At 72.5% G+C, this 25344-nt stretch carries 25 protein-coding genes, 1 tRNA gene, 1 pseudogene and 1 riboswitch; of the genes and pseudogenes, 3 read left to right on the top strand and 24 right to left on the bottom strand.

What is annotated here, in order from left to right; genetic code table 11:
- Positions 1-86: 86 nt before the first annotated feature.
- From gcvP to IEY61_RS02230, 14 genes are all read right to left on the bottom strand, one after another.
- Complete coding sequence (gene gcvP / locus IEY61_RS02295) at positions 87-2909, bottom strand: aminomethyl-transferring glycine dehydrogenase (protein ID WP_189040550.1); 2823 nt, start codon at positions 2907-2909, stop codon at positions 87-89.
- Positions 2910-2986: 77 nt separating this feature from the next.
- Positions 2987-3085, bottom strand: a riboswitch (glycine riboswitch).
- Between the two features lie 122 nt (positions 3086-3207).
- A complete protein-coding gene (locus tag IEY61_RS02290; RefSeq protein ID WP_189040549.1) occupies positions 3208-3876 on the bottom strand; it encodes a DivIVA domain-containing protein in 669 nt (222 codons plus the stop codon).
- A 34-nt stretch (positions 3877-3910) separates the two neighbouring features.
- Positions 3911-5089, bottom strand: coding sequence for a globin domain-containing protein (locus tag IEY61_RS02285; RefSeq protein WP_189040783.1), 1179 nt, complete (start codon positions 5087-5089; stop codon positions 3911-3913).
- A gap of 2 nt (positions 5090-5091) precedes the next feature.
- Positions 5092-5490 carry a group I truncated hemoglobin gene (locus IEY61_RS02280; RefSeq protein WP_189040548.1) on the bottom strand — a complete coding sequence of 133 codons (399 nt, stop codon included), beginning with the start codon at positions 5488-5490 and terminating at the stop codon, positions 5092-5094.
- Positions 5491-5906: 416 nt separating this feature from the next.
- Complete coding sequence (locus IEY61_RS02275) at positions 5907-6491, bottom strand: MerR family transcriptional regulator (RefSeq protein WP_189040547.1); 585 nt, start codon at positions 6489-6491, stop codon at positions 5907-5909.
- A 201-nt stretch (positions 6492-6692) separates the two neighbouring features.
- Positions 6693-7157, bottom strand: a complete 465-nt coding sequence (locus IEY61_RS02270; protein ID WP_189040546.1) for a bifunctional nuclease family protein — start codon at positions 7155-7157, stop codon at positions 6693-6695.
- Positions 7158-7332: 175 nt separating this feature from the next.
- On the bottom strand, positions 7333-8028 hold the full coding sequence (gene ftsR, locus IEY61_RS02265) for a transcriptional regulator FtsR (RefSeq protein WP_189040782.1): 696 nt from the start codon (positions 8026-8028) through the stop codon (positions 7333-7335).
- 50 nt (positions 8029-8078) lie between these two features.
- On the bottom strand, positions 8079-8531 hold the full coding sequence (gene odhI, locus IEY61_RS02260) for an oxoglutarate dehydrogenase inhibitor Odhl (RefSeq protein WP_189040545.1): 453 nt from the start codon (positions 8529-8531) through the stop codon (positions 8079-8081).
- 216 nt (positions 8532-8747) lie between these two features.
- Positions 8748-9128: a glycine cleavage system protein GcvH gene (gcvH, locus tag IEY61_RS02255; protein WP_189040544.1), complete on the bottom strand. Its 381-nt coding sequence runs from the start codon at positions 9126-9128 to the stop codon at positions 8748-8750.
- Between the two features lie 54 nt (positions 9129-9182).
- The gene (locus tag IEY61_RS02250; RefSeq protein ID WP_189040543.1) at positions 9183-10148 is read right to left on the bottom strand and encodes a DUF881 domain-containing protein; all 966 of its coding nucleotides are present in this window, start codon (positions 10146-10148) and stop codon (positions 9183-9185) included.
- A gap of 9 nt (positions 10149-10157) precedes the next feature.
- Entirely contained in the window at positions 10158-10490 is a 333-nt protein-coding gene (locus tag IEY61_RS02245) for a small basic family protein (RefSeq protein ID WP_189040542.1), read from the bottom strand.
- A complete protein-coding gene (locus IEY61_RS02240) occupies positions 10487-11419 on the bottom strand; it encodes a DUF881 domain-containing protein (RefSeq protein ID WP_189040541.1) in 933 nt (310 codons plus the stop codon). The genes IEY61_RS02245 and IEY61_RS02240 overlap by 4 nt, the downstream gene beginning before the upstream one ends.
- Complete coding sequence (clsA, locus tag IEY61_RS02235) at positions 11416-12054, bottom strand: cardiolipin synthase ClsA (protein ID WP_189040540.1); 639 nt, start codon at positions 12052-12054, stop codon at positions 11416-11418. Before clsA ends, IEY61_RS02240 begins: the two co-directional genes overlap by 4 nt.
- Positions 12055-12345: 291 nt before the next feature.
- Positions 12346-13515 carry a PP2C family protein-serine/threonine phosphatase gene (locus IEY61_RS02230; protein ID WP_189040539.1) on the bottom strand — a complete coding sequence of 390 codons (1170 nt, stop codon included), beginning with the start codon at positions 13513-13515 and terminating at the stop codon, positions 12346-12348.
- Between the two features lie 165 nt (positions 13516-13680).
- Between IEY61_RS02230 and IEY61_RS02225 the strand changes: the two genes are divergently transcribed.
- Together IEY61_RS02225 and IEY61_RS02220 are read left to right on the top strand one after the other, a co-directional pair.
- The gene (locus IEY61_RS02225; RefSeq protein ID WP_189040538.1) at positions 13681-13893 is read left to right on the top strand and encodes a phosphatidylethanolamine-binding protein; all 213 of its coding nucleotides are present in this window, start codon (positions 13681-13683) and stop codon (positions 13891-13893) included.
- Positions 13890-14366 (top strand): hypothetical protein, encoded by a 477-nt coding sequence (locus IEY61_RS02220; RefSeq protein WP_189040537.1) that lies wholly within the window; start codon positions 13890-13892, stop codon positions 14364-14366. Before IEY61_RS02225 ends, IEY61_RS02220 begins: the two co-directional genes overlap by 4 nt.
- Here IEY61_RS02220 and IEY61_RS02215 read toward each other — a convergent pair.
- A complete protein-coding gene (locus tag IEY61_RS02215) occupies positions 14363-14569 on the bottom strand; it encodes a hypothetical protein (RefSeq protein ID WP_189040536.1) in 207 nt (68 codons plus the stop codon). The genes IEY61_RS02220 and IEY61_RS02215 overlap by 4 nt on opposite strands.
- Positions 14570-14702: 133 nt before the next feature.
- Here IEY61_RS02215 and IEY61_RS02210 point away from each other — a divergent pair, with 133 nt between their 5' ends.
- Positions 14703-15350 carry a hypothetical protein gene (locus IEY61_RS02210; protein ID WP_189040535.1) on the top strand — a complete coding sequence of 216 codons (648 nt, stop codon included), beginning with the start codon at positions 14703-14705 and terminating at the stop codon, positions 15348-15350.
- A 27-nt stretch (positions 15351-15377) separates the two neighbouring features.
- Here the strand turns inward: IEY61_RS02210 and IEY61_RS02205 are convergent, their stop codons facing one another.
- From IEY61_RS02205 to IEY61_RS02160, 9 genes and pseudogenes are all read right to left on the bottom strand, one after another.
- A complete protein-coding gene (locus IEY61_RS02205) occupies positions 15378-15563 on the bottom strand; it encodes a hypothetical protein (RefSeq protein ID WP_189040823.1) in 186 nt (61 codons plus the stop codon).
- Between the two features lie 72 nt (positions 15564-15635).
- The gene (locus tag IEY61_RS02200) at positions 15636-15833 is read right to left on the bottom strand and encodes a hypothetical protein (protein WP_189040534.1); all 198 of its coding nucleotides are present in this window, start codon (positions 15831-15833) and stop codon (positions 15636-15638) included.
- A 4-nt stretch (positions 15834-15837) separates the two neighbouring features.
- Positions 15838-17655, bottom strand: coding sequence for a selenocysteine-specific translation elongation factor (locus IEY61_RS02195; RefSeq protein ID WP_189040533.1), 1818 nt, complete (start codon positions 17653-17655; stop codon positions 15838-15840).
- Between the two features lie 2 nt (positions 17656-17657).
- The gene (selA, locus tag IEY61_RS02190; protein ID WP_189040532.1) at positions 17658-18962 is read right to left on the bottom strand and encodes an L-seryl-tRNA(Sec) selenium transferase; all 1305 of its coding nucleotides are present in this window, start codon (positions 18960-18962) and stop codon (positions 17658-17660) included.
- Positions 18963-18983: 21 nt separating this feature from the next.
- A tRNA-Sec gene (locus IEY61_RS02185) sits at positions 18984-19079 on the bottom strand.
- 49 nt (positions 19080-19128) lie between these two features.
- Positions 19129-20289 carry an NrfD/PsrC family molybdoenzyme membrane anchor subunit gene (gene nrfD, locus IEY61_RS02180; RefSeq protein ID WP_189040531.1) on the bottom strand — a complete coding sequence of 387 codons (1161 nt, stop codon included), beginning with the start codon at positions 20287-20289 and terminating at the stop codon, positions 19129-19131.
- Positions 20286-21221 carry a 4Fe-4S dicluster domain-containing protein gene (locus tag IEY61_RS02175; RefSeq protein WP_189040530.1) on the bottom strand — a complete coding sequence of 312 codons (936 nt, stop codon included), beginning with the start codon at positions 21219-21221 and terminating at the stop codon, positions 20286-20288. The genes nrfD and IEY61_RS02175 overlap by 4 nt, the downstream gene beginning before the upstream one ends.
- Positions 21221-24553 (bottom strand): formate dehydrogenase, encoded by a 3333-nt coding sequence (fdh, locus tag IEY61_RS02170; RefSeq protein WP_505820134.1) that lies wholly within the window; start codon positions 24551-24553, stop codon positions 21221-21223. Before fdh ends, IEY61_RS02175 begins: the two co-directional genes overlap by 1 nt.
- Positions 24554-24961: 408 nt before the next feature.
- Positions 24962-25344 (bottom strand): annotated as a pseudogene (locus IEY61_RS02160) (hypothetical protein); the annotation flags it as partial.

Genomic DNA, 25344 nt, shown 5'->3' with positions numbered 1-25344 from the left:
GGCACGACTTTCCCCGCGTCGCCCAGGCTAGTCCCCGCCCCTGGGGGGCCGACGCCCAGGTCGGCGGGGTGGCCCGACGCGCCCGGTCAGCTCTCGTACGCCTGCGGCGCCGGGCACGAGCACACCAGGTTCCGGTCGCCGTACCCGCCGTCGACGCGGCGCACCGGCGGCCAGTACTTCCCCGCCCGCCGCACCCCGGGCGGGTAGCCACCCACCGACCGCGGGTACGGGTGCGGCCACTGGTCACCGGCCAGCATCGCCGCCGTGTGCGGCGCGTTGGCGAGGGGGTTGTCCCCGGCCGGCCACTGGCCCGAACCCACCTTGTCGATCTCCGCCCGGATGGCGATCATCGCGTCGCAGAACCGGTCCAGCTCGGTCAGGTCCTCGCTCTCGGTCGGCTCCACCATCAACGTGCCCGCCACCGGGAACGACATCGTCGGCGCGTGGAACCCGTAGTCGATCAGCCGCTTGGCCACGTCGTCCACGCTCACCCCGGTCGCCTTCGTCAACGGCCGCAGGTCCAGGACGCACTCGTGGGCCACCAGACCCTTGTTGCCCGCGTACAACACCGGGAAGTACGGCCGCAGCCGCGTCGCCACGTAGTTGGCCGCCAGCACCGCCACCCCGGTGGCCCGGGTCAGTCCGTCGGCGCCCATCATCCGCAGGTACGCCCACGGGATCGGCAGGATCCCCGCCGACCCGTAGCGGGCCGCCGAGATCGCCGGCCGGCCCCCGACCGGCGTCCCGGCCGGGTCGCCGGGCAGAAACGGCGCCAGATGCGCCCGCACCGCCACCGGACCCACCCCCGGCCCGCCGCCGCCGTGCGGAATGCAGAACGTCTTGTGCAGGTTCAGGTGCGACACGTCGGCCCCGAACCGGCCCGGCTTGGCGAACCCGACCAGGGCGTTGAGGTTCGCCCCGTCGACGTACACCTGCCCGCCCGCGTCGTGCACCTTCGCGCACAGCGACGCGATGCCCGTCTCGTACACCCCGTGCGTCGACGGGTACGTCACCATGATCGCGGCGAGGGTGTCCCGATGCCGGTCGATCTTCGCGTCGAGGTCGACCAGGTCGACGTTGCCGTCGGCGTCGCAGCCGACCACGACCACCCGCATGCCGGCCATCACCGCGCTGGCGGCGTTGGTGCCGTGCGCCGACGACGGGATCAGACACACGTCCCGGTGGCCCTGCCCCCGGCTGCGGTGGTAGGCGCGGATCGCCAACAACCCGGCCAGCTCCCCCTGCGAACCGGCGTTGGGCTGCACACTGACCGCGTCGTAGCCGGTCACCTCCGCCAGCCACCCCTCCAACCCGGCGATCAGCTCCCGGTAGCCGGCGGTCTGCTCGGCCGGGGCGAAGGGATGGATGTCGGCGAACTCGGCCCAGCTCACCGGCTCCATCTCGGTGGTGGCGTTCAGCTTCATCGTGCACGACCCGAGCGGAATCATGCCCCGGTCCAGGGCGTAGTCGGCGTCGGCCAGCCGCCGCAGGTACCGCAGCATCGCCGTCTCCGAATGGTGGGTGCGGAACACCGGGTGGGTGAGGAAGTCCGACGTGCGCGCCAGCGCCGCCGGCAGCTCGGCGACCGCCGCGCCGTCGAAGCGCGGCACGTCGAACGCCGCCCACACCGCCGCCAGGTGCGCGGCCGTGGTGGTCTCGTCGCAGGAGATCCCCACCCGGTCGGCGTCGACCAGCCGCAGGTTGACCCCGCCCCGCGCGGCCGCCGCGACCACGTCGGCCGCCCGCCCCGGCACCGTCGCCGTCACCGTGTCGAAGAACGCCACGTCCGCGACGGTCACACCGCCGGCGCGCAACCCCGCCGCCAGCCGCGCCGCCATGCGGTGGGTACGCGCCGCGATCGCCCGCAGCCCGTCCGGGCCGTGATACACCGCGTACATGCCGGCCATCACCGCCAGCAGCACCTGCGCGGTGCAGATGTTGCTGGTCGCCTTCTCCCGCCGGATGTGCTGCTCACGGGTCTGCAACGCCAACCGGTACGCCGGGTCGCCGGCCGCGTCGCGGGACACGCCGACCAGCCGGCCGGGCAGCATCCGCTCCAACCCCGAGCGCACCGCCAGGTAGCCGGCGTGCGGCCCACCGAAGCCCATCGGCACCCCGAACCGCTGGGTGGTGCCGGCCGCGATGTCGGCGCCGACCTCACCGGGCGGACGCAGCAACGCCAACGCCAACAGGTCCGCCGCGACGGCCACCAGGGCGCCGACGGCGTGCGCCGCCGCCACCAGCCGGCTGTGGTCCCGGACCGCCCCCGACGCCCCCGGGTACTGCAGGTGCAGGCCGAAGAACTCCGCCGGCAACTCGTCCCGATCCACGTCCAGCACCCGCACCTCGATACCGAGCGGCTCGGCCCGCCCGCTGATCACCGCGATGGTCTGCGGCAGGGTGTCCGCGTCCACGACATACACCCGGCTCGTGCTCTTCGACGCCCGCCGCGCCAGGGCCATCGCCTCAGCCGCCGCGGTGCCCTCGTCGAGCATCGACGCGTTGGCCGTGGCCAGGCCGGTCAGATCCGACACCATCGTCTGGAAGTTCAGCAGCGCCTCCAACCGGCCCTGACTGATCTCCGGCTGGTACGGCGTGTACGCCGTGTACCAGGCCGGGCTCTCCAGCACGTTACGGCGGATCACCGCCGGGGTGTGCGTACCGTGGTAACCCAGGCCGATCATCGACACGGCCACGGTGTTGCGGGCGGCCAGGGCCCGCAACTCGGCCAAGGTCTCCCGCTCACCGGCCGGCTCCGGCAGGTCCAACCGGCCGTGCCAGCGGATCACCTCGGGAATCGCCGCGTCCATCAACTCGTCGATCGAGGCGTACCCGACGGTGTCCAGCATGTGGCGCTCGTCATCCGGTCCGGGGCTGATGTGCCGGTCGGCGAACTGCTCTGCGGTCATGGGCGGCGCTCCTGCGGGGGTGGGGTCGACAGGTCGGCCCTCCCCCTCTGTCGCACCCACGGGCGCTCCACAGTGCCTTCCCCGACGCGGTCCTTCTGCCTGAGAGGTTCCGGGGAGGATTTGCCCCTTCGGCGCCGCCCCGGCTACCGCCAGGCGGTCTCTCCCACGTGGGTGCTACCGGCGCGATCAACGCTACCAGCGTCCCCGCCCACCCGCCGCGAACCCCCACCGCCGCCGACGTGCGCAAGGGCCCCCTGCACACCCGGCGTTGACAAGGGGCCCTTGCGCACCATCGGTCTCAGCGCTGTTGGTGTCGCGGCGCCGTGCCGGCCACCATCGCCGGGCCGGCGATGCGTTCCATCGCGCGGGCCAGCTGCGCGCTGCCGTCGTCGAGATGCCGCGCCGCCGCCTGCATGTGCGAGATCATCATCTCGCCGTAGATCCGCAGCGCCTCCCGCGCGGCCACCCCGTCGTCGAACGTCGCACCGGCCGACGCGCGATACTCCTGCACCGCCCGCTCCGCCTCCTGCCGGGCCTCCTCCACCGCCGCCCGCACGTAACTCTCGTACTGGGTCCGGGCGTACTCGGCGACCCGCCGCGCGTAGTCGTGCGCCTGCGCGATGATCTGCTCGGCCTCCCGCTGCGCGGCCGACAGCAGATTGACCTCCTTGGCCGCCGGCGCCTTCGCCGCCGGCCCCGAACTCGGGATCACCCCGTGCCGGTGCAGCTCCACGTGGTCGCCCAGCCGCTCGTTCTCCGCCCGCAGATTCGCCACCTGCGTCGCCAGCAGATCCAGCTCGTCGGCCACCTGCATGCGGAACCGGTCCACGTCGGCCTGGTCGTAGCCGCGCCGGGTGAACGACGCCGACCCGAACTCCCACCGCCGAACCCGGTCGGGAGTCATCCGCACCTGCACACCACCGGCGACATGTGTGCCGTCGTACCTGCTGATCGGGGTCGCGTTCACCGCACCGACCCTCCCTTCGGGCTACGCCGTCCACTCACCGGGCACCCCCGGAATCATCGGAAACCGACGGGCGGTCCATCGCCGTCCGCCAGGCCGGGCCGTACCAGTGCTGACCCAAACCCTCGTGGTGCAGCTGCCCGGCGTGGTAGCCGGACCGGGTCAGGGTCGCCACCGCATGCGACACCATGTCGTCGGAACCACAGACGAACACGTGCCGGGACCGCCAGTCACCGTCGGCCAACGCCCGGTCCACCGGGTGCACCAGCTCCCCCGGCCGAGTCAGGTCCGACCCCACCACCTGGGTCACCGTCAACCAGGGGTACGCCACGGCGAGCTTGTCCAGCGCGTCGCTGTCGTAGAACTCGCTGCGGGAACGCGCCCCCACGTACAGGTCGACCCGACGCTGCGACCCCTCGGCGGCCACCTGCTCCGCCACCGCCTTCAACGGCGCCAAGCCGGTGCCCGAGGCCAGCAGCAGCAGATCCGCCGACCCGGCCGGCCGCAACGTCAACCGGTCGCCCACCGGCGCCGCCAGATGAAGCTGGTCACCCACCGCGCACCCGTACACCAGCCGCGACGACACCGCGCCGCCCGGCGCCGCGCGCACATGCAGCTCCAGCGTGCCGTCCTGCCGCGGCGCGTTCGCCGGCGAGTAGTACCGCCACGCCCGCGTCGCCGGATGCGACACCCCGATCGACTGGCCCGCGGTGAACGGCAGCAGGTACTGCGGACGCACCGTCAACACCGCCACGTCGAAGGCCCGCCGCTCGTGGCCGATGATCTCGGCCACCCACCACGGCGGGTGCACCGCCTCAGCCTCCTGCGCCGCCTCGGTCATCACCTTCGCCACCAGCCCGTACGCCGCCGTCCAGTCCCGCGCCAGCTCGTCGGTCCACTGGTCGCCGAGGAAGTGCCGCAGCGTCGCCAGCAACGCCTCCCCGACCGCCGGGTAGTGCTCCGCCCGCACCGCGAACTTGCGGTGGTCGGCACCGAGATCCCGCAGGAAACCCACCAGCCGGTCCATCTGATCCACGTTGGACACGATGTGACCGAGCGCGGTGACCAGCCGGTCCCGCTGGCCCGCCATGTTGGTCGGGAACATCTGCCGGACCTCGGGATAGGCCAGGAACAGTGTGGAGTAGAAGTAGAGCGGCACCTGGTCACCGTGCGCGGCGACCAGGGACCAGCTCTGCTTGAGCCGGGGAACGTCCACGCTCAAGCGCCCGCCCGGTCTCCGCCGGCCACCACCTGGTCCTGCACCTGCGCCAGCACCGCCTGCACGTCGGTGATGATGTCGCCCGGCACACCCAGCTGCGTCAACGTCGCCGTCAGGTGCTGACCCACCTGGACGTAGTGCGCCACCGAGATGTTCAGCGGCTGATGCGCCGCAGCCAGGTCACGGCCGGTGTACCCGTTCGGGCCACCGAGCACCACCGTCAGCATCTGCGCCAGGTGCCGGCGCTGCCCCGCCATCTCCACCTCGGCGAAGTAGCCGGCCAACTCCGGGTCGGCCAGCACCCGGTCGTAGAACAACTCGACAGCGGCCTTCACCGCACCGGCGCCACCGATGCGCTCGTAGTGCGAGGTGGGGGCGGTCTCTTCGACAACCGTCACGGTCGTTTCCTTCCCACGGAGGGTACGCGCGACATCGGCGCGGAGGGGCGTCGGTCAACCGGCGCCGTCGAACACACGCCGACGACATCCGGCAGACCGTGACGGACGATAGCGTGTCGCATCGGATCCGGCAGCGCCGGCCTATCGGAATCATGACGATTATCAACCACGAAGAGTGACAAATGGACATGTCGCGTGTCACGCTGCACTCACAGAACGTCATTTCGGTGCTGGCCCGCGGGAACAACCACCGCCCCGCATCCGCCCCTCGACACGCGAGGGGACCTGCGCCAAAAGCCCCACACCCGAACAACCACCCGAAGCCGACACCGCGCACCACGAAACAGCAACACTCGGTAACCAGAAAATACTCACAAGGCGACCCCGCACCGCCATCCCCCGGGCCGGAACGCCCCTCAGCCCGCCCGCCGCCGCGCCCGCCGCGCCGCCAACTCGTCGCCCACCGGCAACTCCTGCGGCTCCGGCTCCGCCACCACCCCCACCGGCTCCGCCGGCAGATGCGACAACGAACCCTGAATCTCCTTGAACGCGCCACCGATCGCGATGCCGAACACCCCCTGGCCGCCCTGCAACAGGTCGACCACCTCCTCCGGAGAACGACACTCATACACCGTCGTCCCGTCGGAGATCAACGTGATGCCCGCCAGATCCTCCACCCCACGCGACCGCAACGCCTCAATCGCCTTACGGATGTTCTGCAACGACACCCCGGCGTCCAACAATCGCTTCACGACCTTCAACACCACCAGGTCCCGAAACGAATACAACCGCTGCGTGCCCGAACCCGACGCGTCCCGCACACTCGGCACCACCAACGCCGTCCGCGCCCAGTAATCCAACTGCCGATAGCTGATCCCCACCGCGTGGCACGCCGTCACACCCCGGTACCCCACCGCACCGTCACCGTCAGTTGCCGACCCGGGCAACCCACCCGACTCGTCCAGCCCGGTGACCCGATCGAATTCTCGCGGCTCGTGCATCCGGACAACCTCCCCGTCAGTGCGGTGGACACGTCGTTTCCGGGACGCGCACCCCTCGACACGGCAACCCTATAGCGACCGCCCAGCGCTACCACGGAGAAACCATCGCGACACGCCGCGCATCGACAGCGACGATCATCACCATCACCGAGAGTCACACCCCGGCGCGAAAAGCCCGCCCAACACCCCGGACCACCAGGGTCAACCGGCGAAATCCTCCGGACTCACCTGCTCCAGGAACTCCCGGAACTTCTCCACCTCGTCCTCCTGCTCATCGGGAATCACAATCCCCGCCTCACTGAGGACCTGCTCGGCACAACGAATCGGCGCACCGACCCGCAACGCCAACGCGATCGAATCACTGGGCCGAGCCGACACCCGCAGCCCGTCACCGATCAACAAATCAGCGAAGAAGACATTCTCTTTCAGCTCAGTGATCTCCACCGCCTGCAACGGCGCCTTCAACGCCGCCAACACATCCCGCAGAAGATCGTGGGTCAACGGCCGGGCCGGCTTGACACCCTGCTGCTCGTAAGCGATCGCCGTCGCCTCGACCGCGCCGATCCAGATCGGCAGATAGCGGTCACCCTCGACCTCCCTGAGCAGGACGATCGGCTGGTTACTGGGCAGCTCCACCCGAACCCCGACCACGCTCAGCTCGCGCACCGCCGCCTCCGTGTCGTTGTCACCTGCGCCGCACCGCGCCCTTCCCTGCACGGTACACGGACCGCGACACGGCCGTACCATGCGCTTCCCGCACCCGACGCCCGCGCCAAGACCGGGGATACCCCGCCAAGCCTACGGCACGCGCCACCACACCCACCGGGCCCAACGCGACACCTCACCGACCCAGCGTCGAGCGCAACCCCACCCGCACCAACGCCGCGTGCAACTGCTGCGACAAGGCCACCAACTCCCGCGCCGCCTCCGCCGCCCGCGCCCGCGCCGCCGGATCACTCTGCCGCGCCAACGGCGCCACCAACTGCGCGAACAAACCGATCTCCCGGTCCGCCGACGTTCGATAACCCCGCAGATGCCGCGGCTGGAACCCGTACGCCGCCAAACCCGCCACCGCCCCCGCGATGATCAACGCGTCACCGTCGTACCAGCCCGGCGGATCCGACACCACCAGCCCGAGCCGCTCCAACTCCCCCAACGTCGAGGAATCCAACCCACTACGCGCCAGCAGCTCCGTGCGGTCCAGGCGCACCTGAGCAGACTGCACCGGCGCGGCACGCCCCGGCACCTCACCATCGGGCCCCACCGCCACCAACGCCGGCCGAGACCGCTCCGGCACCTCACCCGAGGCATCCCACTGCGCCAACTGCTCGCGAATCACCCGCAACGGCAGATACTGATCCCGCTGCGCAGTCAGCACGAACCGCAGCCGCGCCACATCGTCCCAGCCGTACTTCCGATAACCCGCCGCCGTCCGCTGCGGCTCCACCAGGCCCTCAGCCTCAAGAAACCGCAACTTCGAAATCGTCACGTCGGGAAAATCCGTCCGCAGCTGAGACAGCACCTCACCGATGCTCATCAACGCGTGGGCACGACCCGCCCCGGACGGCGTGGAGGCCGCAGGCTCGTTCACCCCCGGCCGGCCTCCCCCTCCGGGCGCGGACCGGCGATGAACACCACCCGGAACTTGCCGATCTGCACCTCGTCACCGTTGCTCAACGTCGCCGCCTCGACCCGCTCCCGGTTCACATACGTACCGTTCAGGCTGCCCACGTCCCGCACCGTGAACGTCCCGCCGTCCCGATGGAACTCGGCGTGCCGGCGCGACACCGTCACGTCATCGAGGAAAATGTCACTGTCCGGGTGCCGCCCACTGGTCGTCACATCGTGATCCAGCAGGAACCGGGCACCCGCGTTCGGACCGCGACGCACCACCAGCAGCGCCATCCCCGGCGGCAGCGAACCGGACATCCGGCTCGGCACCACATCGGTGTCCGGCCCCTCCAACGCTTCGTCGAGCGAACCGAGATTGAGCGTCGACGTGACGTCGAGCGGGGGGAACTCGTCGCCTGGGCGAGTCATGGGACCACCTCACGGATCTGTTTCGGTCGGCGTCGAAAGACGGCGGATCTGGCCGCCGGGCGCTAATCCACCCGGCGGCTGGCTCTGCCACGCCTCGAAAGGCTGTCCGCGACGCGCAACAAATGGGTTCTCGGTCGACTGGGCGAGCCTAGCCAGCGCCGAAAAACAGGGCAACCGGACGCGCGGCACAACACCACCGCCGGCACAGAAAAACGTTCAGCTCTCGGTCAACTCGCGGTACGCCGCAGCATCCAGCAACCCGTCAAGCGACGCCGGATCCGCCGGAACAATCTCCACCAGCCAACCCGACCCGTACGGATCCGAGTTGACCACCTCCGGGGTGTCCGTCAACACCTCGTTACGCGCCGACACCCTACCGCCCACCGGGGCGTAGATCTCCGACACGCTCTTGGTCGACTCGATCTCACCCAACGACTCACCGGCCGCGACCTCCACGCCCGCCTCCGGCAACTGCACATACACGATGTCGCCAAGAGCGTCCTGCGCGAAATGGGTGATACCGACCCGCACCGCACCGCCCTCGGCAGCGACCACCCACTCGTGCTCGGCGGTGTAACGCAGATCCTCAGGAGTCACCAGAAGTCCTCATCCGTCGCGACACCGGACCAACCGGTGCCGGCCCCCACCGACCTAACCGACCGGGCGGGCGTGTTCCAGCCTGCTCGGCGTGTGCAGCGCCGAAACCTCGGCAACCTCACGATCCTCAACGATCACGTTACCGCCGTCGCGCGCCACTTCCGCGACCACCCCGCCAGGAATGTTCAGCGCCGTACGCATCGTCGCCGCATCCCCGATCACCGTGATCGTGAACGGCCCGGTCAACGGACGCCCGTCCACGATCAACGACCCGCCCGGCCCGTCCAGGAAGTACGTCGACGCCACGATCCGCACCGACGCCCGATCACCACCGGAGATCTGCATCGCCTCCGCGCCGGCCCCCCGCAACTCCTGCACCGCGTCCAACACCCGAACCGCCGAGATCGACTTCGACCCCGCCTCGAACCGCACCGCCAGACCCGACCCCCGCGCCGGCAACGTACCCGCCAGGATCCCCAACTCGTCCGCCCGCCGCGTCGCCTCCTCCAGGGCCGCCTGACGGCCCTGCTCACCCGAACGCAACTGCCGCTGACTCTCCTCCAACGCCGCGATGTCCTGCCGCAGCCGCATCTCCCGCGCATCCAGGTCGTAGAGAATGCGGACCAGATCCTCCTGCCGCGCAGTCGCCATCGACGGATCCGTCGACGTCGTCTTCAACTGCACCGCCAGCGTGAAACCCAGCAGCACCAGCAACACACCGATCATCACCGCGGCCGGACTGAGCCGCCGCCACGGCCCCCCGGCGGACGCGGAAGACCCACCCGCGGACGCGGCATCCGACCCACCCTCGACCGGATCGGCGGAGGGTGGGTCGGCCGAGCCGGGCTCGGCCGACGGCTCGTCACCTGCCGCCGGCCGCTCCGTCGGCGACAACGGACTCAACTCGTCCGGGTCCGGGGCATCCGGCCGAGGATCCGGCTCACCCGCCGGACCACCCGGCCGCGCCGGACCCGCCGGCCGCGGCCACCCCGTACCCGTCTCGGTGTGCTCGTCACTCACGCCACAAACCTACGCCCGGAACAGGTGCCGGCGGATCGCCGCCACGTTGCCGAAGATACGCACACCCAGCACGACCACCACCCCGGTGGACAACTGCCCACCCACCCCCAGCTGGTCACCCAGATACACGATCAGCGCCGCCACCAGCACGTTCGAGATGAACGACACCACGAACTGCTTGTCGTCGAAAATCCGATCCAGCTTCGCCCGAACCCCACCGAACACCGCGTCCAGCGCCGCCACCACCGCGATCGGCAGGTACGGCTGCAACGCCGAAGGCACCGTGGGATCCAGCCACAGACCCAACAGCACACCGGCCAGCAGCGCCAGCACCGCGATCATCGACCACCTCCGGAGGGACTGGGAGACGAACCCGAGCCGGACAACTCGTCAGCACCCGACGGCGACGTGCTCACCGCAGGCTGCGCGTAGCGTAGCTGCGGCTCCGGCGCCGCCGGCAGGGTGAGGTCCTCGGCGTCACGCACCTCGAACGACAACCCCGTATCCTGCGCGACCTTGCGCATCGTCAACGCACTGCCGCTGCCCTCGTAGCGCTTACGCATCGCACCCGGACCGATCGCCGACACCTCGTACGGCCCGGTCACCGGCCGGAAGTCCACCAGGATCGCCTGACCCGCGTTACGAATCGTCGAGGTCGCCGTCAACCGCTGCCCGTTGATCGCGATCGCCTCCGCCCCGGCCCCCCACAGGTCGTTGGCCACCCCCTGCAGGTCGCTGTAAAGCACCTGCGGCGGACCGACCTTGGCGCCACTGAGCGGCTGCTGACCGGGCGGAGCGTCCGCCAACCGCACCACCACACCGTCACCGCGCACCTTACCGAGGCCGGTGCTGGCCTCCAGGTTGCGCAACCGCGCCGCGCCCGAACCGCCCAGCGCCGCCTCCCGCTGCCGGTTGACCTCCTCGCGCAGCGCGTCGGCCCGGATGGACAACTCGTCGGTCTCACCCTGCCGCTGCTGGATCTGCGCCACCAACCCCGACCGGGCCTGCGCCCGCCCCGGCTCCTCGGCCATGGTCTGCCGATACGCCACCGCGAACAGGAAGCCGAGCAGCACGACAATCACGAGGCTGACCGGACTCACCGACCAGCCCGCCCGCCCCGGCTGCCCCCGCTGTGCCCGCCGCAGCGCCGCGTCGGCGTAACCCGGATCCAACGGATTGCGGAACAACTCGGTGAGGAAATCCGCGCTGAACCCCCGGCCGCCGCGCCGTCCCTCGCCCTGCTCGTCATTCACCACGCCGCGCTCGCTCATACCGTCGCCCCTCGACCGCGTACCGCCCGCACCAGCTGGCGGGCCTGGATCACGTAGAGCGCCCCGGCCACCCAGTAGAGCACCAGACCCCACCAGGCCAGGGCCCAGCCCATCGCGTCGGCGACCGCGGTCGTGGCCGGCACCGCCGCGCCCAGCAGCAGCAGCGGAAACGCCGCCAGCAGCAGGAACGTGGCCGTCTTGCCGACATAGTGCACCGGCGGCGGACCGTAGCCGTGCCGACGCAGCACCGCCAGCGAACCGAGCAGCAGCACCTCCCGGGCCAGCAGGGCCGCGGTGAACTGCCAGGGCACCACCTCGCGGGCCGTGAAGGCGATCAGGGTCGCGAGGATGTAGAGCCGGTCGGCGAGCGGGTCGAGCAGCTCGCCGAGGCGGCTGACCTGCCGCAGCCGACGGGCGATCCAGCCGTCCACCCAGTCGCTGGTGCCGCCGACGGCCAGCACCACGATCGCGGCCACGTCGGCGCGGGCGACGAGGAACAGGTACAGAAAGAGTGGCACGCCCAGCAGGCGCAGGAAGCTGATCACATTCGGCAGGGTCAGCACCCGGTCGGCGGAGGGCTCTGCCGCGGTGCCGGGGGCCTGTGGTTGCTCCGCCCGAGCGGGCCGACGCGACACCGAACCTCCTCCGCGGCACGCTCGCGCACCGCGGCGTTGGTTGCGCCGTGCTGCGTCGTACGCGCTGTCGGGCCGACTGATGCCGGCGCCCCCTGCGATCCCGATCCGGGACCTCCCCTGGCCCTGCCGCTCCCGGTCGATGATCACCGGCCGGCCGGATGCGCTGCCACTATATCGGGCCCTGGCGGGGCTTCGGCTGCCCCAGCGGTGGCGTGCCTCGTGGTGTGCCGTGACCGGGGTGGGTGGCGTCACCACCACCAGCGCATCCTAGGATGATGGGTTCGTCGTTCGTCACTGGTCCGCCCAACCGGCGGGTCCACGCCAGTCCAGGCAGACCACGACCGCCTCGTCGCGCAGGTCGACGTCCGCGTGGAAGGCCTGCAACTCGCGCATCACCGTGCCGACCGCCTCGGTCGGCGGCTGCAACCGGGTGGCCCGCATCGACCGGGCCATCGCCCGTTCGCCGTAGCTCTCCCGGCCGGTGGGGTCGGCGCCCCACACCCCGTCGGAGACCACGAACAGCCGATCCCCCGGATCCAGGTCGAACTCCTGCAGGTCGTAGCGGGTCTCGGCGAACATGCCCAGCGGCAGTTGCTGCTCCAGCTCCACCCGGGAGACGGTCCCGCCACGCACCCGCATCACGTGCGGCGAACCCGCGTCCACCGCCCGCACCCGCCCGGTGTCGCAGTCCAGTTCGAGCAGCACGGTGGCCACGTGCCGGTGCCCGCGATGCTGGTAGTAGACGGTGTCGGAGGCCAGCTCGGCCTGTTCGACGAGGGACCCGCCGGAGCGGCGGGCGTTGCGCATCGCGTTCACCGCCACCGCCGTCAGCAGCGCCGCGGCCAGCCCGACGCCGTCACCGTTGAGCACGGTGACGGTGAGCCGGTTGTCGTCCAACGACCAGTCGAAGTGGTCACCGCCCACCGTGTACGCCGGTTCGAGCTGCCCCGCCAGGTGGAAGGCGCCGTGGCTGACGCTGCGCCCCGGCAGCAGCTCCCACTGCAGCTCGGCGGCCATGCTCAACCGCTCCCGGCGGCGGGCCCGCCGGTACCGGTCGGTTTCCCGGTCGGCGGCGCGCAGCGCCAGGGCGACCTCGCCGGCGATGTCCGTCGCCCGACGTACCATCTCGTCACCGGGGGCCTCGGGCAGCTCGACCATCAGCACACCCAGCCGTTCGCCCCACACCGACACCGGCAGGAAGAGCCGGCACCGACCGTCCTCGTCGGACTCCCGCACGGGCTGCTGACTGCTGAAACAGCGGTGGGCCAGAGCCTGGTCGCCGGCGCCGGGCTGCCGAGAGTCGAGCACCGGCCAGAGCCCGCTGATCCGGTAGTCGGCGACGAACACGACGGTGCCCGACGCGCCCAGGACGGACCGGATGGCCCGGTCGGCGGCCTCGACCACCCGGTCGGGCGGGGCCTCGCGCAGGGCGCGGGAGACCCCGGTGGGCGCATCCGCCATGACCATCCTCCGAAATTTACTTGCTCTGGGGCAAGCATCATACGGAGAGGGCGCCAGAGTACCGACATCGCATACGCCCGGGTAGCCGGCGAAGCGGGGTTGGCACCGGTCCAGGCGGGTAGACGAGCCGCGTAACGGCACCAGCGCACACCAGAGGAGACAGCGATGCCAGGACCACGACCGGGCAGCAAGTCCTACGACAAGCAGCGGGCCCGCATCCGCAACGCGATCGACAACTCGGGTCGGCACGCACCGGACAAGCTGGCCGACGAGGCCGCCAACCGGCTGCTGCAGGAGGAGCGGGGTCAACGCGGCGTCGTGCGGGGCGAACGCACCTACGGGCCCAAGGGCAACCGCGAACCGGGTGACCCGAAGTGAACAAGGCCGACCTCGCCGACGGGCTCGTCGTCGGAGCGGTGGGCAGCACCGCCCTCAACATCCTCACCTACCTGGACATGGTGGTGCGGGCCCGTCCGGCCAGCCAGACGCCGGAGGAGAGCGCCGGGAAGGCGGCCGACGCGCTCCGCCTGAACCTGGGCCCGAGCGAGGCGGCGGCGGCCCGCCGTTCCGGGCTCGGCGCGTTGATGGGCTACGGCGCGGGCCTGGCGGCGGCGGTCGGCTTCGTGGCGGTGGCGCGCGGGCGGCGGCAACCGCTGCTGCGGGCCGCCGCGCTGCTCGGCGGTGGGGCGATGACGCTCGCCGACGGGTCGCTGACGCTGCTCGGCGTCACCGACCCCCGCACCTGGCGCCGCGCGGACTGGGTCACCGACCTCGTTCCGCACCTGGCGTACGGGCTGACGGCCGCAGCCACCTGGAACCGGCTGCGGCCGTCGGGCCCGGACCGGCGCTAGCCGCGTCGATCGCTGTCGTCGTCGGCCACCGGCTCACCCGCCGGACCGTACGGCGACAGCTGACCGCGCGGCACCGGGCGGCCCGCGTCGCCCGACGACGAGCCACGGTTGCGGGGATGACCCGACGGGCCGGGCCCCTTGTTGTCCTGGCTGGTGCCACCGAGATTGTTGCGCCGGAACTCCTCCTGCTGCGGGTTCGTCACGGTCGTCTCCCTTCGCCGCCGGTGCGCCGCCCGGCGCGGCGCCCGCCTCTCCACCCCGGCTTACCCCTCGCCGTGGCCGGCATACCCGCACCCGATCAGGGCTAGCCGGATCAGGTGCGGGTACACCCCGACGATGGGCGACCAACAGAAGATGGCACGGGTCCTGCTGACCCGCCCCACGTACGCCGAGGAGGCGGGCATCTCCCTGGCCGACCGCCCGGCGCCGCTGTACCAGCTGCTGGTGCTCGTCACCCTGCTGAGCACCCGGATCCGGGCCCAGGTAGCGGTGGCCGCCGCGCGGGAACTGTTCGCCGCCGGCCAGCGCACGCCGCAGGCGATGGAGGCGGCGAGCTGGCAGGACCGGGTGGACGCGCTCGGCCGGGGCCACTACCGCCGCTACGACGAGCGGACCGCGACGATGCTCGGCACCGGGGCCCGGCTCTGCCTCGACCGCTGGCACGGTGACCTGCGGCGACTGCACCGGGAGGCGGGCGACGATCCGGCCGCGTTGCGCCGGCTGCTCACCGAGTTCCCCGGCATCGGGCCCACCGGCGCCGACATCTTCCTGCGCGAGGTGCAGACGGTCTGGCCACGGCTGCGCCCGTACGCCGACCGGCGGGCGATCGCCGGCGCCCGGCGGCTCGGCCTACCCCCCGCACCGGACCGGCTGGCCCGGCTGGTCGACGAGGTGGACTTCGGCCGGCTGGCCTCGGCGCTGGTGCGGGTGGCGCTCGGCCAGGATTCGGCCGGGCAGATCAGCCGCAGCGTCGCCGCCCGCTGACCGGCACGACCACCGCCCCGGCCCCGGTCACTTCGCCGCGTCGCCACCGGGCCTGGTCAGGTGCCACACCAGCAGGGCGGCCAGCAGCGCCAGCACCACCAGCCCGCCGGAGAGCCCGCGGCCCTCCTCGGCCGACCGGCCGGCGGTGCCGAAGTAGATCACGGCGAGGCCGGCCAGTGCCGCGAGGAATTTGCGGATGCCTCGGTCCCTCACAGCTCGCACGCTACGGCCCGCGGCGGCCCGCTGCCGGGTGCGCGCCGCGAAGTCCTCCGACCGGGCGAACGGTCAGTCGACCTCGAGATCGTCGAGGGACACCTTGTGGCTCATCAGCCAACGGGCCAGCGCCGACATACCGAACAACCACAACGGCGCCGACTCGGTGGTGCCGTTGGTGGCGAAGATGGCGAACCGCAGGTCCGGCGCGCGGTACGCCTCGATCCGCCACCGGCGCTGCTTGTCCCGCCAGACCGCGGAAGGGTCCATGGCGTCACCGTAGGTCGCCGGACGGCCCGCCGGCCGGCGGTTGGCCCCAACCGGGCAGGTCGTCCGCCGGGCCCACCACCACCCGGGCGTCGTCGGGCAGCCGGCGGGTGCTGCCCTGCCGGTCCAGCAGCTCCAACAGCGGCACCGCCACCCGGCGGGTGGTGTCCAGGGCCCGCCGGGCGGCGCTGAGCGTGAACGGCTGCGGCAGCCCGGCCAGCACCCGCATTGCCCGCTGCGGCGTACCCGGCGCCAGCAGGACGTTGCCGGGCAGGCGCAGCACCGCGCCGGCACGGACCGCGGCGCCGATCTCCCGGGTGCCCAGCCCGACGGCGGCCAGCCGGTCGGCGTCGGGCGCGCGGAACGGATGGGCCGCCCAGTCGTCGCCGACCAGGGCCAGCGCCCGCGCCACCGGCTCGGGCAGCGCCGGCGCGGCGTCGGCGCCGGCCCGGGCGGCGGCCAGCCGCAGCGGCGTGGCCACCAACGCCTCCACCAACGCCCGGTCGGGCAGGTCGAGGCGCTGGCGCAGCACCTCCACCGGCACGCCCGGCTCCAGCGGATGCGCCCGCGCGTACTGCGTGACGACGTCGACGAGCCGGCCGCCCAGCCGCCGCCAGTGCTCCGGATCGGCCAGCCAGTCCCCCGCCACCGGCGCGACGGTCACCGGCACACCGGCGCGGCTCAGGTCACCGCAGCGCACCAGGCCCCGGCGGCGCAGCTCGCCGGCCAGGTCCGGGCGGCCGTCCACCGTCGCCAGCACCGCCGCGCGGGCCGCCGCGGCACCCCGCCGCCGCAGCGGCGGCGGGAGCACGTCCAGCACGGTGACGCCACCGGCCACGTGGCGCCGGCCCGGGTCGCGCAGCAACGCCCGGTCACCGACGAGCAACGGCAGCGGACGGTTCAGCCGCAGCCGCAGAGTGTCCACACCCAGCGGGCGGACCCGCACCGGCACCGCGGCCGAACCGATGTGCAGCACCAGCGTCGCCGGCAGGTCGGCCACCGGATCGCCGGTCAGCCGCACGTCGACCAGGTCGGTCGACCGGAACCGTCCCGGGGTGAGCAGGGCGTCTCCTCGGGCGATCCGGTCGCGGGCCACCCCCCGCAGGTTGACCGCCACCCGGGCCACCGGCCCGACCGCGACGCACGGTTCGCCGAGGGAGTGCAGGCCCCGCACCCGGACCGGTTCGCCGGTGCCGGCCAGCTCCAGTTCGGCGTCGACCCGCAGCCGGCCGGCGCCGAGGGTGCCGGTGACCACGGTGCCGCTGCCGCGCACAGTGAAGCCGCGGTCGATCCAGAGCCGCACCGGGGCGTCGACCGCCGGGGCGGGCAGTCGCGCGGCCAACCGGTCCAGCGCGGCCCGCAGTTGCGGCAGGCCGGCGCCGGTGACGGCGCTGACCGCCACCGCCTCCACCGCGCCCAGCGAGGTCGCCGCCAACTCCGTGCGGGCCCGCGCCAGTGCGGGCCGCGGGTCGGCCAGGTCCGCGCGGGTCACCACCAGCAGGCCGTACGCCACCCCGAGCGCGTCCAGCGCGGCCACGTGCTCCGCGGACTGCGGCATCCAGCCCTCGTCGGCGGCGACCACCACCACCGCGGCGGGCACCGGACCGACGCCGGCGAGCATGTTCGGCACGAAACGTTCATGCCCCGGCACGTCGACGAACGCGGCGGTGACGCCGGAGGGCAGCAGCGTCCAGGCGAACCCGAGGTCGATGGTCATGCCCCGACGGCGTTCCTCGGCCCACCGGTCGGGTTCCATCCCGGTCAGCGCCCGCACCAACGTGGACTTGCCGTGGTCGACGTGCCCGGCGGTGGCCACCACCAGCATGTTCAGTCGTCCTCCGGCACGGCCAGCACGGCGGCGCGCAGGCGCTCGTCGGCGTGCTCCGGCACGCACCGCAGATCCAGCAGCAGCCGGCCGCGCGCCACCCGCCCGAGCACCGGCGGGTCACCGACGCGCAGCGCCGACGCGTACCGCTCGGGCAGGCTCAACGCCCACGAGTCCAACTCCACCCCGGGAGCGCCACCGCCGCCGACCACCGCCACGGACGGCACCACCTCGCCCTTGCGGCCCTCGCCCGCCAGGGCGTCGCGCAGCCGTTCGGTGCGGGCCCGCAACGCGGCCGGGTCGGCGTGCAGCGCGGACCGGGTGGGCGTGGCCGGATCACCGAGGGTCGCCGCGAGGGCGGCCAGGGTCAGCTTGTCCACCCGCAGCGCCCGGGCCAGCGGATGCCGGCGCAGCCGCTCGACCAGCCCGGCGTCGCCGAGCAGCAGCCCGGCCTGGGGGCCACCGAGCAGCTTGTCGCCGCTCGCGGTGACCAGGCCCGCCCCGGCCGCCAGGGCACTCGCCGCGTCCGGCTCGTCGGGCAGCGCCGGATCGGGGGCGAGCAGCCCGGAGCCGATGTCGACGACCACCGGCACGCCGAGCCCGGCCAGCCGCCGCACCGGCACCGAGGAGGTGAAGCCGGTGACCCGGAAATTGGACGGATGCACCTTGAGCACGAAACCCGTGCGGCCACCGATCGCGGCGGCGTAGTCGGCCAGGGTGCTGCGGTTGGTGGTGCCGACCTCCCGCAACCGGGCGCCGGTGCTGGCCAACAGGTCCGGCAGGCGGAAGCCGTCACCGATCTCCACCAACTCGCCCCGGCTGACCACGATCTCCGCGTCGGCGGCGAGCGCGGTGGCCGCGAGGACCAGCGCCGCCGCGCCGTTGTTCACCACGTGCACCGCCTCGGCCCCCGGCACGGCGGCGGCGAGGGCGGCCAGCGCGTCGCGGCCGCGGCGGGCCCGCCGCCCGGTGCCCAGGTCCAGCTCGACATCGGTGTGGCCGGCGGCGGCGACCACCGCGGCCACCGCCGCCTCGGAGAGCGCGGCCCGGCCGAGGTTGGTGTGCAGCAGCACCCCGGTCGCGTTGAGCACCGCGCGCGGGACGGCCGGCGGCAACGCGGCCAGCACCGCGTCGCGTACCTCATCCGGGTTGATCTCACCGCGACGGGCCCGGTCCTGGGCCTGCCGCACGGCGGCCTTGACCCGCTCCCGGCCCAGCGTCGCGGCGGCCGTGGCCAGCCGCGGATCGGCCAGCAGCACGTCGGTACGCGGCACCCGGCGTCGCGGGTCGGCGCGGCCGTCGCCCATCGGGTCATCTCCTCGCAGCATTGGCGGAGACGGACGGGAATCGAACCCGCCTGGCCCGGGTCCCGGACCACACCGGTGTTGAAGACCGGGAGGGGCACCAGCCACCTGAACGCCTCCACCGAGCATTTGATCACAGCCGGTGGACGGACGCGCGACGGAGTCCCCGCTACCGGTCCTGCTCGTCGGCCCGCCGCTGGAGTCGCTCCCGCTGCGGAAGCACCGTGTACCGGGGATCCCGGGCCGAGGCGACCCCGGCGTGGAACACCCCGAACCGGGTGGCCACCGACGCGGCCAGCAGGGCGGCGCCGGAGGCCGCCGAGACGACCCGGCTGCGGGCACCGAGCAGCGCGCCGACCGCCCCCACCACGGTCAACGCCCGCCCGGCAGCCAGCAGCCGGCCGGCGTGCCCGACACGGTACGGCTCGGCGACCAGACCGAGGCGGGTCTGCACCCGGTGAGCGCCGAACAACTCCAGGCCGGCGCCGGCCACCGCCAGCCGCCGCGCCGGACCGGCCTGCGCCGGCGGCACCGCGATCAGGCCCATCCCGGCGCCGCTGGCCAGGGCGCTGCCCGCGAAAACCAACGGCAGGTCCGGGTACGCCGCGTGCCAGGACGGCACCGCCGTGTCCGACAGCAGCACCGCCGTGTAGGTGCCCAGGGCCGGCGCGATCCCCGCAGCGGCCAGCCCGGCGGCCCGCCCCACCGGGGGCAGCATCCGACGGGCCACCCCCAGCGGACCCCGCTCGGGCAGCAGCGGCGCCGCCTCGGCCACCGCGGCGAGCCCGGCCGCCGGCCCGTACGCGGCCAGGATCCAGGTGCCCACCGACATCGGCGAGGTCAACTTCGCCACCCGCAGCATGTGGTGGAACCGCTCCGGGCGGCCCAGGTCCTTGACCAGCAACACCCCGCTGGCGGTGACCCCGGCCAGCGCGGTGAGGCGGCCGGCGCGGCGCAGCGCGGGCCGGCCGGTGAGCTGCGCGCCGGCGGCCAGCAGCGACGAGCCGGCGGCCAGGCCGCCGGTGAACAGGTAGGCGGCGATCTCCCAGGTCCAGACCGGCGGCTTGAGGATCGGCCGGCCGTAGTACGAGCTGAACTCCGCCGGCGGAACCGTGAGCTCCTCCCCGCCCCGCCCACGGCGCCGACCGGCCTCCGGCGGCGGGACGCCGCGCCGGCCCGACGCGGTGCGCGCGTCGTCGCTGGGAGGCCTGGCGGTGCCGGGCGCGGTGCGCGCGTCGTCGCTCGGAGCCCTGATGTTGCCCGACGCGGCGCGAAGCCGGTCGCGGAAGCGGCGGAACCGCTCGCCCACCGGCGGTCGGCGCGGGGTCACCGCCGCCCGCCCAGGAACGCGGCGACCGCTCCGGCCGCCATGGCCAGCGCCGCCAACCCGGCACGCCGCCACATCTGCGGCAGGTCCCCGGTCGGCACCTGCGGATCCGGTGGCAGGCCGTACACCTCCGGCTCGTCGAGCAGGAGGAAGAACGCGCCGTCGCCGCCGACGCCGTCGCTCGGGTCGTGGCCGTAGAGCCGCGCCTCGGGCACACCCCGCTCGTGCAGCGTCGCCACCCGGGCCGCGGCCCGATCGCGCAGCTCGTCCAGCGGGCCGTACTGGATCGACTCGGTCGGGCACGCCTGCGCGCACGCCGGCGTCATCCCGGCCCCGATCCGGTCGTAGCACAGCGTGCACTTCCAGGCCCGACCGTCGTCGGCCCGCCGGTCGATGACCCCGTACGGGCAGGCCGACACGCAGTAGCCGCAGCCGTTGCAGATGTCCTCCTGCACCACCACCGTGCCGAACTCGGTGCGGAACAGGGCGCCGGTCGGGCAGACATCCAGGCAGCCGGCCCGGGTGCAGTGCTTGCACACGTCGGACATCATCAGCCAGCGGAAGTCGCTGCGCCCGTGCGCACTACCGGTACGGCCCGGCGGCGCGGCGCCCGGCATGCCGAGGAACTCGGTCGACCCCGCCCCGGCGGGCGCGGCCGAGTCGTCCCCCGACGGGCGGGGCTGCTCGACGAAGGCCACGTGCCGCCACGAGTTCGCGGTCAGCGCGCCGGTGTTGTCGTACGACATGCCGAGCAGATCCAGCCCGGAGGCGGGCACCCCGTTCCACTCCTTGCAGGCCACCTCGCACGCCTTGCAGCCGATGCAGACGCTGGTGTCGGTGAAGAAGCCCATCCGCGGCGGCGCGTCGACCCAGCCGGCCGCCGCGGCCGGGTCGAACGCCACCGGCGAACCCGACCGGCTCTCCGGGTCGACCATCAGCGATTCCCCTCTCCCTCGCCGGTGGACCCGGTCGTCTCGATCGACACGCCCGGGGTGACCGCCGGCGGGTTGCCCCCCGGCACGACGCCGGCGCGGACCCGGTAGTCCGACACCAGCTCGCGCAGCGCCGGCCCGGTGGGCCGGCGGCCCGGCCGCACGTCACAGGTGCCGATCTTGCTCTCCTGGATCAGCACGTTCGGATCCAGGGTGATGCCGAACAGGTCGTTGGCCGAGTCGCCGGTGACCAGCCCCTCGAACCCGAAGTGGTACGGCAGCCACACCTGGTGGATCACCCGGCCCTCCACCCGCAGCGGAGCGACCCGGTCGGTGACCAGCACCTTCGCCTCGATCACCGCGCGGGAGCTGATCAGATGCGCCCAGCCGAGATGGTTCAGCCCGACCAGCACGGCCAACTCCGGGGAGACCTCGACGAACATCTCCGGTTGCAGCTCCGCCAACGGCGCCACGGTACGGCTCATCCCACCCGCCGTGTGATGCTCGGTGAGTCGGCTGACCGTGAACACGTACGGGAAGACCTGACTGTGCTCCTGCGGCGGGCTCGGGTTGGTGGCGTTGACCGGGTGCGCGTACATCTTGCGGGTCGGATTGGCCTGCTGGCCGTAGAGCGGGTTACGCACCGGCGACTCGACCGGCTCGTAGTGGGTGGGCAGCGGCCCGTCCAGCACCCCGCTGGGCGCGTACAGCCAACCCTTGCCGTCGGCCTGCATGACGAACGGGTCGTCGCCGGCGATCGCGGCCGGGCCCACGGCATCCGGCGGCGGCCGGTACGACGGCGGTTTCGACACCTCGAAGTCCGGCACGTCGTGGCCGGTCCACCGCCCGGCCTCGGCGTCCCACCACACGTAGCGTTTGCGTTCGCTCCACGGCCGGCCCTGCGGATCGGCCGAGGCCCGGTTGTAGAGGGTGCGCCGGTTCGCCGGCCACGCCCAACCCCACTCCGCGGCCACCCAGTCCTGCTCCTGCCCGGGACGACGGCGGGCCGCCTGGTTCACCCCGTCGGCGTACACCCCGCTGTAGATCCAGCAGCCCACGGCGGTGCTGCCGTCGTCGCGGGCCTCGGCGAACCCGGCGAGGGGGCGGCCGGTGGTGGTGTCGTACCCGTTGATTTCGCGCAGCACCGCCTCGGCGTCGGGCTCGGCGTGCGGACCGTGCGTGGGATAGTCCCAGGTCAGGTCGAGCAGCGCCCGGTCGCGCGGCAGCGGCGAGCCGGCCAGCTTCTCCCGCAGCTTGCGCCCGAGGTGGTAGAAGAACCACAGCTCGGAGCGGGCGTCGCCGGGCGGGTCGACCGCCTTCTCGCGCCACTGCAACAACCGCTGCGTCTGGGTGAACGTGCCCTCCTTCTCCACATGGGAGGCGGCGGGCAGGAAGAACACCTCGGTGCGGCACTCCTGCGGCACGATCTCGCCGGTGGCGACCTCGGGGCCGCGCTGCCAGAACGTCGCGCTCTCGATCATGAAAAGGTCGCGGACCACCAACCAGTCCAGGTTGGCCATCCCCAGCCGCTGCGCCCGCCCGTGCGCCGAACCGACCGCCGGGTTCTGGCCGAGCAGAAAGTAACCCTTGATCTTTCCGTCGATCATGTCGAGCACCTGCTGATAGGTGCCGTGGTCGCCGGTGAGCCGAGGCAGGTAGCCGTAGCAGAAGTCGTTGTCCGGCGTCGCCGCCTCGCCCCAGTACGCCTTGAGCAGGCTGACCGCGAAGGACCGCGCGTTGCCCCAGAAACCCTTCTGGCCCGGGTGCCGGATGCTCTCCACCCACGCGTCGAACGTGGGATGCGCGTCGTGCTGCGGCATCGGCAGATAGCCCGGCAGCAGGTTGAACAGCGTCGGGATGTCGGTCGAACCCTGAATACTGGCGTGCCCACGCAGCGCCAGCACCCCACCACCCGGGCGACCCACGTTGCCCAGCAGCAACTGGATGATCGCCCCGGTGCGGATGTACTGCACGCCGACACTGTGCTGGGTCCAGCCCACCGAGTAGATCAGGCAGCCGGTGCGGTCGCGGCCCGAGTTCTCCGTCCAGGCCCGGGCCAGCTCCAGGAACCTCTCCCGGGGCACCCCGCAGACCCGCTCCACCATCTCCGGGGTGTAGCGGGCGAAGTGCCGCTTGAGGATCTGGTAGACGCAACGCGGGTGTTGCAGCGTCTCGTCGCGCTCGACGGCGCCGGCCACCGGGGCGCCGTGCGACTCGTGCAGCAGCCCGGCGGCGGTCTCCCGCTCGGCGGCCGTGTGACCGCTGCCCGAACTGGCCTCCTGGCCGGCGTACTGCCAACTGGTCTGCACGTAGCTGCCGGTCTGCGGGTCGAAGCCGGAGAAGATGCCCTCGGCGTCCTCGGCGTCGACGAAGTCCTCGCTGACGAGCGTCGCCGCGTTGGTGTACGCCAACACGTACTCCCGGAAGTCCAGCTCGTTGCTGAGGATGTAGTTGACCACCCCGCCGAGCAGCGCGATGTCGGTGCCGGCCCGGATCGGCAGGTACTCGTCGGCCAGCGCGCTGGTGCGGGTGAACCGCGGGTCGACGTGGAACACCTTCGCCCCGCGCCGCTTCGCCTCCATCACCCACTGGAAGCCCACCGGGTGGGCCTCGGCCATGTTGGAGCCCTGGATGACGATGACGTCAGCGTTGGCCACGTCCTGCTGGAAGATCGTCGCGCCGCCGCGACCGAAGCTGGCCCCCAGACCGGGGACGGTGGCGGAGTGTCAAATCCGCGCCTGGTTCTCGATCTGGAGCGCGCCGGCCGCGGTGAACAACTTCTTGATGAGGTAGTTCTCCTCGTTGTCCAGCGTGGCCCCACCGAGGCTGGAGATGCCCAGCGTACGGTTCAGTGGACGGCCCTGCGCGTCGACGTCCTCCCAGGTCTGCGCGCGGGCGGCGAGCACCCGGTCGGCGATCATGTCGAGCGCCGTCTCCAGGTCCAGGTCCTCCCAGTCGGTGGCGTACGGCCGGCGGTAACGCACCTTCGTCTGCCGCAGCGGGCTGGTGACCAGGCTCTTGCTCGCCGAGCCCTTCGGGCAGAGCCGGCCCCGGGAGATCGGGCTGTCGGGGTCGCCCTCGATCTGGGTGACCTGGCCGTCGGCGACGAACACCCGCTGGCCGCAGCCGACCGCGCAGTACGGGCAGACGGAACGGGCCACCCGATCGGCATCCTCAGTGCGGGCGGTGAGCGCCGCGGAGCGGGCGGACCGGGCCGCGGCACCCCGACCCAGCGGGTCGGTGCCGGTGAGCTGCCGGTAGACCGGCCATCCCAGCAGAACCTTCCGCAGACCCACGTGCGACACCTCCCGCCCAGCGCTGTCCGTCTTGACCATAGGACAGCCGGGGCGAGTCGGCGAGCCGGGGCGGCAGATCGTCAACCGATACCGCCCCCGGCCCGAAACCGGGCCGGGGGCGGCACGTGGGTGTCGGTGTGCAGGTCGCCTCTCGGCGAGTGGCGCGACGCGGCTCCAGCCGAACGGTATTCCGCGAAGGCGTTATAGGTGAGGCCCGGGGACACTGAATCACACCGACGCTCGGTACAACCGACCCACACCCCTCCTTGTTCCCACTTCACCAAAACCCAACCGAAGGAAGGGCCCCTTGTTAACGCCTGGTGTAGAGGAAGGGCCCCTTCTTAACACCGCAGCGGCAGGCGCCACGCGATGTCGCCCGGGTGGGACAGACGCCGAAACGGCTGGCACCCCGGGTGGGGTGCCAGCCAGTTCGATGATGGTCCGGGGTCAGCTGTTCCAGTGCTGGGCGACCAGGTCAGCGGCCTGCTGCTCCCACTGGGCGTAGTGGTCCGGGTACGCCGACACCTGCACCGTCTGCGCGGCCACGGTCAGCGGCATGTCCTGCCACCCGTCGACCTGCTTCAGACCCTTCAGGAACGCGGTGGTCGAGTACTCCGGGTCGGTGATCTGCTCGACCGTGCCCCACCCGCTGGACGGACGCTGCTGGAACAGGCCCTGCGAGTCGTGATCGTTACGCTCACCCAGGTGGCCCAGGTTCTCCAGCTTCGACTCCTGGAACGCGGTGGCGATCGCGACCACGGCGGCACGCTCGTCCATGCCGGTCTTCTTGGTCGCGGCGATGATCGCCTTGGCGTTACCGACCTGCTCGT

It is taken from the genome of Micromonospora sonchi (assembly GCF_014646235.1).
GTDB classification, from domain to species: Bacteria; Actinomycetota; Actinomycetes; order Mycobacteriales; family Micromonosporaceae; genus Micromonospora; species Micromonospora sonchi.
Note: the sequence above shows the minus strand (reverse complement) of the source record. Positions and strands in the feature narration are given on the sequence as shown.

Bases quoted from the DNA above. Each gene is read 5' to 3' on its own strand.
- odhI (WP_189040545.1), bottom strand. From the start codon at position 8,531: ATGACTCGCCCAGGCGACGAGTTCCCCCCGCTCGACGTCACGTCGACG.
- IEY61_RS02275 (WP_189040547.1), bottom strand. From the start codon at position 6,491: ATGCACGAGCCGCGAGAATTCGATCGGGTCACCGGGCTGGACGAGTCG.
- IEY61_RS02245 (WP_189040542.1), bottom strand. From the start codon at position 10,490: ATGATCGCGGTGCTGGCGCTGCTGGCCGGTGTGCTGTTGGGTCTGTGG.
- selA (WP_189040532.1), bottom strand. From the start codon at position 18,962: ATGGGCGACGGCCGCGCCGACCCGCGACGCCGGGTGCCGCGTACCGAC.
- IEY61_RS02225 (WP_189040538.1), top strand. From the start codon at position 13,681: ATGCCAGGACCACGACCGGGCAGCAAGTCCTACGACAAGCAGCGGGCC.
- IEY61_RS02210 (WP_189040535.1), top strand. From the start codon at position 14,703: ATGGGCGACCAACAGAAGATGGCACGGGTCCTGCTGACCCGCCCCACG.
- IEY61_RS02200 (WP_189040534.1), bottom strand. From the start codon at position 15,833: ATGGACCCTTCCGCGGTCTGGCGGGACAAGCAGCGCCGGTGGCGGATC.
- gcvP (WP_189040550.1), bottom strand. From the start codon at position 2,909: ATGACCGCAGAGCAGTTCGCCGACCGGCACATCAGCCCCGGACCGGAT.
- ftsR (WP_189040782.1), bottom strand. From the start codon at position 8,028: ATGAGCATCGGTGAGGTGCTGTCTCAGCTGCGGACGGATTTTCCCGAC.
- IEY61_RS02230 (WP_189040539.1), bottom strand. From the start codon at position 13,515: ATGGCGGATGCGCCCACCGGGGTCTCCCGCGCCCTGCGCGAGGCCCCG.
- IEY61_RS02175 (WP_189040530.1), bottom strand. From the start codon at position 21,221: ATGGTCGACCCGGAGAGCCGGTCGGGTTCGCCGGTGGCGTTCGACCCG.
- IEY61_RS02195 (WP_189040533.1), bottom strand. From the start codon at position 17,655: ATGCTGGTGGTGGCCACCGCCGGGCACGTCGACCACGGCAAGTCCACG.
- IEY61_RS02240 (WP_189040541.1), bottom strand. From the start codon at position 11,419: ATGAGCGAGCGCGGCGTGGTGAATGACGAGCAGGGCGAGGGACGGCGC.